Annotated in this window: 10 protein-coding genes and 1 pseudogene; 1 reads left to right on the top strand and 10 read right to left on the bottom strand. The window is 45.4% G+C overall.

All coding sequences use genetic code 11. The features are described 5' to 3' along the window. Positions 1-326 precede the first annotated feature (326 nt). The 8 genes from GT589_RS04135 to GT589_RS04170 all read right to left on the bottom strand — a co-directional run bounded on the left by GT589_RS04135 (position 327) and on the right by GT589_RS04170 (position 6,551). Entirely contained in the window at positions 327-1,409 is a 1,083-nt protein-coding gene (locus tag GT589_RS04135) for a sulfate/molybdate ABC transporter ATP-binding protein (RefSeq protein ID WP_293396456.1), read from the bottom strand. A 1-nt stretch (position 1,410) separates the two neighbouring features. Then, complete coding sequence (gene modB / locus GT589_RS04140; protein ID WP_293396459.1) at positions 1,411-2,100, bottom strand: molybdate ABC transporter permease subunit; 690 nt, start codon at positions 2,098-2,100, stop codon at positions 1,411-1,413. Positions 2,101-2,171: 71 nt separating this feature from the next. Beyond that, positions 2,172-2,996: an XdhC family protein gene (locus GT589_RS04145; protein ID WP_293396462.1), complete on the bottom strand. Its 825-nt coding sequence runs from the start codon at positions 2,994-2,996 to the stop codon at positions 2,172-2,174. Between the two features lie 4 nt (positions 2,997-3,000). Next, positions 3,001-3,822, bottom strand: a complete 822-nt coding sequence (yqeB, locus tag GT589_RS04150; RefSeq protein ID WP_293396465.1) for a selenium-dependent molybdenum cofactor biosynthesis protein YqeB — start codon at positions 3,820-3,822, stop codon at positions 3,001-3,003. 25 nt (positions 3,823-3,847) lie between these two features. After that, positions 3,848-4,474: a nucleotidyltransferase family protein gene (locus tag GT589_RS04155; protein WP_293396467.1), complete on the bottom strand. Its 627-nt coding sequence runs from the start codon at positions 4,472-4,474 to the stop codon at positions 3,848-3,850. Continuing rightward, a complete protein-coding gene (yqeC, locus tag GT589_RS04160) occupies positions 4,471-5,238 on the bottom strand; it encodes a selenium cofactor biosynthesis protein YqeC (RefSeq protein WP_293396470.1) in 768 nt (255 codons plus the stop codon). Before yqeC ends, GT589_RS04155 begins: the two co-directional genes overlap by 4 nt. A gap of 76 nt (positions 5,239-5,314) precedes the next feature. After that, on the bottom strand, positions 5,315-5,764 hold the full coding sequence (locus GT589_RS04165) for a (2Fe-2S)-binding protein (RefSeq protein ID WP_293396473.1): 450 nt from the start codon (positions 5,762-5,764) through the stop codon (positions 5,315-5,317). A gap of 1 nt (position 5,765) precedes the next feature. Then, positions 5,766-6,551 (bottom strand): FAD binding domain-containing protein, encoded by a 786-nt coding sequence (locus GT589_RS04170; RefSeq protein ID WP_293396476.1) that lies wholly within the window; start codon positions 6,549-6,551, stop codon positions 5,766-5,768. Positions 6,552-6,908: 357 nt separating this feature from the next. Between GT589_RS04170 and GT589_RS04175 the strand changes: the two genes are divergently transcribed. Beyond that, positions 6,909-9,260, top strand: coding sequence for an HD domain-containing phosphohydrolase (locus GT589_RS04175; RefSeq protein WP_293396479.1), 2,352 nt, complete (start codon positions 6,909-6,911; stop codon positions 9,258-9,260). A 22-nt stretch (positions 9,261-9,282) separates the two neighbouring features. Here the strand turns inward: GT589_RS04175 and GT589_RS04180 are convergent, their stop codons facing one another. Both GT589_RS04180 and GT589_RS04185 read right to left on the bottom strand, forming a co-directional pair. Then, a complete protein-coding gene (locus tag GT589_RS04180) occupies positions 9,283-10,152 on the bottom strand; it encodes a DNA adenine methylase (RefSeq protein WP_293396482.1) in 870 nt (289 codons plus the stop codon). 144 nt (positions 10,153-10,296) lie between these two features. After that, a pseudogene (locus GT589_RS04185) lies at positions 10,297-10,535 on the bottom strand (glycine/sarcosine/betaine reductase complex selenoprotein A); the annotation flags it as partial.

The following is a 10,535-nucleotide window of genomic DNA, read 5'->3' on the forward strand; positions in this document are numbered from 1 at the left end:
GACTCGCCCAAAATCGGGTGTATAATGCATTTAAGGGACAGATGCTTGTTTTAAGCACCTATCCCTTAACTTATACAATAAAACTGCATCAGTTTTTAGAGTTTACACAAAATCTGAAACATACCCCATTTTTCATGCTGACACCTTCTTTTTATTCGCTGTTATATACCCATTTATATACCACTTTGTCTGTTTTTAAAGCAAAAAAGGAACCTGGATTCAGATTCCTTTTGGTATTCTCATGCTCTGCTACTGCAGTTCCTTAGCAGACTCATATACGGGAAGGGATTTATTGCAGGAAGAGCCAGATTCAAACCGGCAAGTATTTAAACATCATCAGGTAGAGTCTCTACGAACATAACCTTGTCCGCAGGTATTCGGACTGCTATGGGCTGCTGCCCGAGTCTGACCTTCTCCCAGATCTCCCTTCCAACATCCCACGCCAAATGATTGCTGCTGTCCTTGGAGAACTTTAGGTGTGCCCTGACTCTGAACGGCGTCTCTGAAAAGCCCGTTATCCAGGCTTTCACAACATTTTCTCCGTTTTCATTGTCATTTGAGGCTTCATGGAGCATTATATGGCTTGCCCTTATGCCTACATGACCTTCTCCGCAGCATTCGCCACCATTTGCTTTGAGCCTTAGATTCCATTGGGGTATTTCAACATAGCCATCAGAGATTGCTCTGGCTGGAGCTATGTTTTCACAGCCGGTTATCTTAAGCGCCTCAAGCGTCATTGGCCTTTCCATAACTTTGTTTTTTTCATCGAACGCATGCACCCTTCCTCTGCTCAGCACTGCCAGATTGTCGCATATTGCAAAGGCTTCCTCTATATTATGGGTAACTAGCATTGAGCTTTTCCCAAACTCCTGGAGACGCTCCCTCATTTCCTCTATCATTTGTGCTCGCAGATGAACATCCAGCGCCGAAAAAGGCTCGTCGAGAAGAATGATGTCTGGCTGGGCTGCAATCACCCTGGCCAGGGCGATTCTTTGCTGCTGTCCTCCTGAGACCTGAGAGGGATATCTCTCAGCAAGCCCATTGAGCTGGAATTTCTCAATTAGCTCGGCGACAGCCTCTCCACGCTCCGCCTTAGGCTTATCACTGATTCCAAATTGTATGTTTTCCCTGACAGTAAGATGCGGAAAAAGCGCATAGTTCTGGAAGAGCAGTCCCACTCTACGCTCCCTTGGCTTTAAGTCTATACCCTTTTCGGAGTCAAAAAACGTCCTGCCGTTTACCACAATACGTCCATCATCCGGCCTTACAATACCTGCTATGCACCTTAGTGTCATGCTCTTTCCTGAGCCTGACGCCCCGAGCAGTCCTATAGTTTCACTACCTCCTAAAAGCTTCACGTCAAGCTGGAATCCAGCCAGCTTTTTCCTAATATCAACAAGGAGTTCCATGCTAATTTCTCCTTCCCTCGCCGGAAACCAGCCTCTTATGGTATTCGTTCCAATAGTTCATCAGAGCCATCATAGCCAGTGATATTGCAAATATTAGCATCACCCAGGCGTACGCTTGTTTCATGTCGCCTCCCTCTGCCGCAAAGAAAATCGCCAGCGGTATCGTCTGTGTCCTGCCCGGTATGTTGCCTGCAACCATCATGGTAGCTCCGAACTCTCCCAAAGCCCGGGCAAACGACAGCAGGAATCCAGCTACTATGCCCGGCCATGCCATGGGAACAGCCACACTTAGGAATACCTTCCACTCTGAAGCTCCCAACAGTCTGGCGGCGTCTAACACATTCCTGTCTATCTGCTCGAATGCGCTCCTGGCCGTCTTGTACATTAGCGGAAAGGCCACTACGGCTGCTGCTATCATGGCTGCCTGCCATGTGAATATGAGCGACATGTCCATGCGCTCAAGCAGCCTTCCTACAAAACCCCGCTTTCCAAGCAACACAAGCAGAAAAAAGCCCGCCACTGTGGGCGGGAGTATCATGGGCAATGTGAGTATGCTGTCTAGCAGCCCCTTGAATCTCACATTGTACGAGGCTACAATCCATGCTGCCGGCACACCAATTATTATGGTTATAAGCGTTGCGCTGAGCGAGGTTTTGAGCGATATCAGCAGTGGAGAGAAATCGCTTATCATATATATCATCCTTTGCTTATTTTTCTTTAGACCGTCACCGCTTCCATTGGGATTACTGTTTGCTGCCTATGCTAAATAGGCTCCGTGGCAATATCAGGCCTTAAGTCTCTCATGTGTTTTATTTTTGCTTCGTGCTTTACGGAAACTATCTCCGCCATTATACCAAGCGCTATCTCCTCCGGAGTTTCCCCGCCCGTGTCTATGCCTATTGGAGCGTAAACCTTCTCAAGCTCCTCCCTTGAAATTCCCTTTCCAATGAGATTGTTAAACACCATCGCTGTCTTTCTCCTGCTGCCTATCATGCCGATATAGGCAGCGCCTCTTCCCAACAGAGCCTCGAGCGCCTTTTCGTCCTGGGAATGGCCCCTTGTGACCACCACAGCATAGCAATTCCCATCGACCGGATAACCGCCAAGGTTTTCAACTATGTCCCCCAGCACTAGCTCGTGGGCATTTGGAAATCTCTCCCTGCTGCAGAATTCCTGCCTGTCCTCGAATATTACCGTATTGAAGCCCATTATCTGGGCTATTTCGTAGAGCCTCAGGGCTATGTGGCCTCCTCCTGCAATGAGCAGCCTGTTGTCGGGTACAAAAACCTTTATGAAAACCTGGGCTCTTCCTCCGCATATCATGTCGAGATTCTTTTCTTTCTCGGTGAGCAGGAAGTCATAATGTCTGCTCGCCCCATCATTTATGCACTCAAGAGCCCGCTTTATAGTCTCTCGTTCTATGGCCCCACCGCCTATTGTGCCTTCAATCTCACCTGAGCCTTTTATAACCATCATGGAGCCTTCTCCCCGTGGAGATGAGCCTTCAATCATTGTAATTATCGCCATGGCAGATTTCCTGCCGGCTTTAAGCTCTGCCGACACTATGTCAAGTAGCCTATCTTCCATTGGATTACCTCCCTTTAGCCTTCAGCCTTCCTTTTTTGAATCCTATGTGGAGCACAGCCTCAAGCACTCCTCCAGCCACGGCCAGTGCCTTTTCGGATATGGTAAAGCAGTTGCGCACTTCGCCCCTTGGGTCAACGTCGCCCATCTTCATTCCCCTTGTCACCTTAATGCCATCGTGTATTATGCCCCTCAGGACTCCGCGGATAGGGGCAGCCACCCGGACTTCGCCCACATATGCTACAGTCTGTCCCTTCGCCACAGTGTCGCCTATGCTACATACATGCGTTACAATTCCTTCAGCAGGGGCTCTTACTATCCTTTCCTTTGAAAACCCGGCTATTTCGCCTGGTATTCCCGTGTCAGGCGCTGCCGAGCCGCTGTATTTGGCCCTTCCAAGCTCGTGCCCCCTAAGCGTCTCAACCACAGCGTCTACATCATCGCCGGCAGTAAATCCCGGTCCAAGGCCTATTGTAATATCCGCCATTCCTCGATTTGTGCCCAGGTTGCGCTTTGATATTGTGGCGTCTATTAGCACATGTGCCTTGACTCTGCCGAGTATGGCGCAGCCTTCATCTACAATTACAGGCACTTCACCGCGTTCCCATGCAGCTTCAATCTGTTGAAGGTTTTCTGACAGCACCGCTCGCACTCCTTCAACCTCTACGCTTTTTTCAAAAACTGCCGAAGCAAAGGCCACGGCCCTTCTTATGACAGTGGGTCTTGCCGTTTCAAGCATGAGCAGCCTGAAGCCGCACACATGCAGTCTGTAGGCTACACCTGTGGCTATATCGCCTGCTCCTCTTATTACAATGAGATATTCATTCATTTATCATCTACACCCATCTATTGTTTCACTTGTGTTTTCTAGCATCATATATGTTTGGCTTGGAATTTGTCTTCTTCCATAGGGCTTTCAGCCTCTCGAAGTCCCCTTTTGTATCAATATCCATGCCGCTAAGACTGTTTCCCGTCTCGACAAAAATCACGCGTTCACTGAATTTTTCAATTATTGCCCTGCCGCCCTCGTCTCCCGATAGCGACATCAGCTCTTCCTTCAAGCTCGCGGGGAATATTGCCGGATTCCCGCGCACGCCGTCATAAAGCGGCACTACTATGGATTCGATATTCATGGAAAACTCATGAATAAGCATATCTATGACGCGGCTTTCAAGGAGCGGCATGTCGGCCGCAATGAACATAAGGCCGTTTGCCTCAGAATTTGCACTGATAACACCCAACCTTATAGACTCGCTCTGTCCAAGCTGTGCATTTTCATTGACTACTGCCGAAGCCCCGAGACTTTCGGCAATAGTCAATACAGCAGAATCCCTGCATACGACTATGACTTCGTCAAGCTCTGATATCACAGCTGCAGCTATCACACGCTCAACTACGGTGCGCTCGCCAAACTCAAACAGGAGCTTATCAGCTCCCATCCTCCTTGAAAATCCGGAGGCCATTACTATTCCAGAGATCATCGTTCCCAACTCCACTTTATGAAAGCATTCTTCAGGTAAAGACTTGCTGCGCAAAATCCGTCTGCCGGATGACCGCCGCCGAGCAGCAAATCAAGCGTCTCAAGAGCCGCACATCGCTTTTTTTCTCCTTCGGCTTTGTTTAGGAACACATATCTTTTGGAGCCTTCCGGTGCCCCCTTGAAGAGCCCATTGTCTGCCTTTATAAGCCTTGACACCATCCTGGGACTCACATAATCACCAGCTGAACAGCCCGTTATTTTGCAGAACTGCTCACTCCTGTGTACATACTTCGAATAAACCTTTTCACCCACGCAGTCAAGCCCGATCATGCCTATTATCCTGTCTGTATTCCTTGGAATGACAGGCTCATTTTCAGCCGGCGCCTTTATAGGCGCTCCCCTGGAACCATCAGCTTCGACTATTATAAAATCGAAAATGCCCAAGTCGCGTATTGAATCCACAAGGTCCGGGTCAAAACCCTTAAGCTTTACGCCATCTGAAAACTTTGCCGCAGCAGTTATCCCGTCTGTCGGGCTACTGAGGAATATGAATTCTTTGAAGCTGTTTTTGCCCAGGAGCAGCCTGTCGATGCTCCTTTCGCCGGGCATGTATATAGCAGTAGTAGTTGTTATAAGCACACGCTTGCCCGCAGCCTTGAGCTCCTTGGCAAGACGCATCATTATGCTTGTCTTGCCGCCTCCGCCCACAATGCTTATAAGCTCTCCTTTGTTGGCATCTATGTCCAAAAGCTCCGTAATGAGCATGATTTCACCTATATCCCGATGGCATCTTCAATTTTCAAAATTCCATCCTCCAACTATTCATAGGGTTCCTTGGCTGTTACTCTACACACATATACTTCTTTAGCGCACGCAGCTGTCCCATATAACCCGTACATCTGCAGAGGTTGCCGTTGAGATAATTCTTTATTTCCGCTTCAGAAGGGTTGCTCAATTCTCTTTTCATTGCAAGCACTGTCATTATGAAGCCCGGGCTGCAAAAGCCGCACTGTTCTGCTCCCTCAGCCACAAGGAAGCTTGCAAATTCCTCGGCCTCCTTCTGGACCCCTTCTATTGTAGTGATTTCCGCTCCATTCGCCCTTGCAGAAAGAGTGGAGCATGAGAGCACAGGCTTTCCATCCAGCCAGACAGTGCAGAGTCCGCACGAGCTCGTGTCGCAGCCCTTTCTTATGCTCAGATAGCCGTATTTTCTTAGCGTCTCAGAAAGATAATCATCGGCATCTATTTCAAATGTCATATTTTTTCCGTTTATTTTTACATTAATATCCATATTAAACCTCCATCAGTGCTCTTTTTACGAGCACCTTGCACATTTGCCTTCTGTAATCAGCGCTCGCCCTCATGTTGCTTCCAAAGTCAAGCTCTTCTGCTGCCATCTGGGCGGCCTTGTCTATATTCTCCTCGCTCAGCTCCCTGCCAGTTAAAAACTCACTGGCAGCTTTTGCAAGCTTGGCCCTGGCAGGTCTTGCACCTGCAGCTATCCTTATAGCGCCGTCCTTTGCGGCTGCGCAGACATTAAGTATCGCATAGTCGCCCGCAGAATTTCGGAGCATCTTGAACGAAGCCTTATCCATGCCTTTTTTTATTACTATCTGGGTGAGTATGTCCCTTGGACAACCCTTCTCAAGGAATTCATCAAGGCTCATCCTACCACCCTTGTAAAGGTCCACATAAGTGTCGAGCGCAAGCAGCGCCGTTATTGGATCTGAAAAACCATATCTTGAATACACCGTGCCGCCGACTGTTACTATGTTTCTAAGCTGTACGCCAACTATGTGCTTTACTGATTCTGCAACAGCCCCCGAAAAGTTCTCAAGCAGTGCGCTAGACGTTTCAAGCTGCCTGAGTGTAACCATGGCGCCTATTCTGATTTCGTGCTCATCTTCCTCTATATAGTCAAGCTTCAGCTTTGAAAGATCAATTGCCTTATTTATCTTCTTTGAGCCCAGCCTCAGGAAAGCTCCGCCCCCGATAATAGTGTTGAACCTGTTTTTTAAAAGTATCTCATGCGCTTGCTCCAGTGAATCCACAAGCTCATATTCTCTTATGCTAATCATAATGCTATCCCTCCGCTTCATACTGCCTCATCATACGCAAAAGTACTATTATGCGCACAATTATCCCATGATATATTACATTTAATTATATCACGAAACGGCAGACGTGGAGAATTTTTAACTACTTATAACTACTTATAACTACTTAATTGTTATTTGAATATATCCAAACAGCTTGGCAATGTTTCATTTCGATTGCAAGCATTCAAATAATGAAGTAAAATATATTAATATATAGAAAATTCAAACGAGTACTAGGACGTGACAATCCCCAGATTCATAGGCCGTTTTTACCATACAGTCGCAGCAAGTCACTGACCAATAATACTTTATTGAGAAAAGAGGACTAGCACACAAATGAAAATTATTTACGGTAATATTCCTACAGGAAAAGCTGTGTTTATAAGCCTTACCGTCATTTTTCTCTCGCTGCTTTTTTCAACACTTCCGGGATTTGCTTACGACAAATACGACTCCCCCCAAAAGACTCCTATCGACGAAATCCGCGTGGTGATGGAAGATACTTATCCGCCTTATTCATTCAGAGCCTCAGACGGCTCACTGCACGGAATACTCATAGACCAATGGAAGCTTTGGGAGAAAAAAACAGGCGTCAAGGTGATAATCGATGCGAAGGACTGGAACAATGCACTGACTGAAATGACGCAAGGGAAACATGATGTAATAGATGCAATTTCTTTCAGCGATGAACGCGCCGAATTTTTTGATTTCACAAAACCATATTCAAGCGCCGAGGTTCCAATATTCTACAGCAAAAACATATCCGGCATAAATGGTATACGCTCTTTGAAGGGATTTTCAGTGGCCGTTGAAAAAGGCGACATAGTGGCTAATTTGCTTAGAAAAGCTGGAATAAATAATCTTGTCGAATATGACAGCTATGAAGACATAATAAAGGCAGCCAGCAAAGGAGAAGTCGTAGTATTTGTAATGAACAGGGCTCCCGCAACGCATATGATTTTCAAATACGGTCTTCAGAGCGAATTCAACTCGACAGATTCCATATGTACTATCGAACTGCGAAGAGCCATCAAAAAAGGCGACACTGAACTCTTAAGCCTCGTCGAAGAAGGTTTCAACCAAATCACACCTTCAGAATATGACGATATTGACAGCCGATGGTCCGGCTTCCAGAATCATAACACTGAAAAAATAACCTCCTACATAGAGACAGCGGCAATTTTTGTGTTTTCAGTACTTATACTTCTTATTGTATGGAATTATGCACTCAGAAGAAATGTAAGCGCAAAGACGTCGGAGCTTACAAGTGCTATTGCTGAGCTTAATTCGAGCCGCGAACAGCTCCAGGCTATAATAGACGCCATGCCCGACATGATATTCATAGTAGACTCCGGCGGTGTTTTTATCGACTATCTCTCCCAGACACAAAGGGAAGATCTGCTCATTCAGCCTGAGGATTTCATCGGCAAACGAATTTCAGATTTATTTCCCGAAGACATCACATCCAAATTCATGAAAGGGATAAACGTAGTCAAAAACACCCACAAAAATACGATAGTAGAGTACAGCCTTGGCAATACTCACTATGAAGCGCGCTATGTCCCCCTTAGCGAATCGAGGATACTCAGCATAATCAGGGATATAACGGAGCAAAGGCTCTCCCAGGAAAAGGTTTACAGGATGAGCATATACGACGAGCCTACGGGACTCTTCAACAGAAACTACTTCGAAAAAGAATTCGAAGTCATAAAAGCCGAATGCAAGCCTGGCATGGCCGTCGTAATGTGCGACATAGACGGACTCAAGCTTGTTAACGATACTCTGGGCCATCTTGAAGGCGATGGGTATCTAATAAGTGCTGCCAACATTATAAAATCGCACTTCTCAGAGTCGAGGCTTATGGCTCGCATAGGCGGGGATGAGTTCGCTATCATTCTTGAAAGCGCAACAGAGGAGAGCATACTCAAAACCAAGGCAAAAATAAAGGAGCACCTGAATCTTGTGAACCAGCGAGAAAGCCTCCTGCCTATAAGCCTTTCCATTGGCTATGGCATAGTCAGCCGTATCAGCCCCACAATCGAAGACGCCTTGAGGGAGGCAGACGATTTCATGTATCGTGAGAAGCTTCACCACAAGCTGAGCTTCAGAAGCAAAAATATAGATTTTATCAAGAAAATGCTCGAGACGCGTGACTTCATAACGGAGGGCCACGGCAAGAGAATGGAGGACCTTTGCATAGCTCTGGCGTACAAGATGGGGCTTTCACAAAAGGACGTAAAAGACATGGCTCTTTTTGCCCAATTTCACGATATTGGCAAAATAGGCATAAGCGACTCGATACTCTTCAAGCCGGGAAAGCTCACTCAAGAGGAGTTCGAAGAAATGAAAAAGCACGCCGAGCTGGGCTACCGCATAGCAGAATCGTCTCCCGACATCATGCACATATCGGAACTCATATTCAAGCACCACGAATGGTGGGATGGAAGCGGATACCCCTTTGGCCTTAAGGGCGATGCAATACCACTCCAGTGCCGAATACTCTCAGTGGTGGATGCCTACGACGCTATGACTAACAGCAGGCCTTACAGGAAAGCAATGCCAAACGAAGATGCCATACAGGAACTGAGACGTTTCTCCGGCGTTCAGTTCGATCCGGCCGTTGTTGAAATGCTGATAGAAATACTTGAAATTCCGGAGGATTCAAATCTCCTGCACAACCCGAGCTAGCAATTGAAGAATCAAAGCCAAATTACGTAACATTAGTTGCGTAATTTTTTATTATTATTTCATTTGGTTCCTCATTTTTGAAGTTCAAATAGCTTATGTTCCTATTAACCTTAACTTTTGTAATCTCATAAGAGTTAAACATATCACATATTAAATCATTGTATGAATGTGATATCAGAAATTTTACACCTTTTGCGTCAAGCCTGTCGCATATATGTTTGAGTCTTGCGCGCCCGTTGAAATCATAATATTTTTGCGACCTGAGGTTGTTTTCAGGTGCTATGTATACAAAAGAATCCTTCGGTATGCTCTCTGCAAAGCTTTCAAATTTTCTGCTTATAAGCTTAACATCCTGTTCATTTAAATACTCGCTTAGTCCCTTTAGTAATATCTTGTTTTTAAACTGGGGATTTTTATAAGATCCAAAAGAAACATCAAATCGTCCGCTTTCATCTTTTCTGAAAAAACCGTTAAAGCAGGTCTTATTAAGATATATGTTCCTTGCCGCATTTTCAACAGAGCTCATTTTGGCAGTATCCATATCTCTGAGCTCATAGTAATATTCTTTTTCATTTTTATGTTTTTTGAGTTCTTCTATAAGAGCATTGACATCATCTCTTATTACCCTGTATATGTTGTATAGTTCTTCATCGCAAACATTTACCACTGCTCTCTTGTGATGTATATAAAAAAGAATCGCTCCTCCTCCTGTATATGGTTCCCAATAGCTTGAAAAACTTTTAGGAATATGCCTTTTTATTTCCTCAATTATATGTTTTTCATTTCTTATCCATTTGAATATTGGCGAAATATTTATTTTGTTTTCTCTCATGGTGCTAATTTTGTCTTCTAAATTAAGATTTTCATGCTCTAGTCCAAGTGCAAAACTCATAATTATCCCCCTTTCCAGCATCTACTGCAAATATTTCTGTGGTTAGTTTGATTTTTTGTTTTATTTTTGTCTAGAACCCCAAATAAATAGGTGGTCAAAGACCACCTATTTATTTGCACATGCCTTGCATGTTTTTGGAATTTACTAGTCGTTGAAATGGCAGAATTGCTCTCTTATTGACTTCATTTCAGCTATTATCGAGTCAACATCAAGAACCATTTCCATCATACCTATTTGCTCATCGTATATTGCCGCATCTACAGAATCCTTGAATTCTGGCTCAACTGCGTGGAATACTCTTAGTCCCAACTGGACTCCTGCAAGTGGTCCTGCGAATGTAGGGTCTCCTGCTGTAACAGTCTCTGCAGCTAGTCCTGCTGATT

The organism is Peptoclostridium sp. (assembly GCF_009881055.1).
Taxonomy (GTDB): domain Bacteria; phylum Bacillota; class Clostridia; order Peptostreptococcales; family Peptostreptococcaceae; genus Peptoclostridium_A.

Coding starts and splice junctions, on each gene's coding strand:
- GT589_RS04135 (WP_293396456.1), bottom strand. CDS start 1,409: ATGGAACTCCTTGTTGATATTAGGAAAAAGCTGGCTGGATTCCAGCTT.
- modB (WP_293396459.1), bottom strand. CDS start 2,100: ATGATAAGCGATTTCTCTCCACTGCTGATATCGCTCAAAACCTCGCTC.
- GT589_RS04145 (WP_293396462.1), bottom strand. CDS start 2,996: ATGGAAGATAGGCTACTTGACATAGTGTCGGCAGAGCTTAAAGCCGGC.
- yqeB (WP_293396465.1), bottom strand. CDS start 3,822: ATGAATGAATATCTCATTGTAATAAGAGGAGCAGGCGATATAGCCACA.
- GT589_RS04155 (WP_293396467.1), bottom strand. CDS start 4,474: ATGATCTCTGGAATAGTAATGGCCTCCGGATTTTCAAGGAGGATGGGA.
- yqeC (WP_293396470.1), bottom strand. CDS start 5,238: ATGCTCATTACGGAGCTTTTGGACATAGATGCCAACAAAGGAGAGCTT.
- GT589_RS04165 (WP_293396473.1), bottom strand. CDS start 5,764: ATGGATATTAATGTAAAAATAAACGGAAAAAATATGACATTTGAAATA.
- GT589_RS04170 (WP_293396476.1), bottom strand. CDS start 6,551: ATGATTAGCATAAGAGAATATGAGCTTGTGGATTCACTGGAGCAAGCG.
- GT589_RS04175 (WP_293396479.1), top strand. CDS start 6,909: ATGAAAATTATTTACGGTAATATTCCTACAGGAAAAGCTGTGTTTATA.
- GT589_RS04180 (WP_293396482.1), bottom strand. CDS start 10,152: ATGAGTTTTGCACTTGGACTAGAGCATGAAAATCTTAATTTAGAAGAC.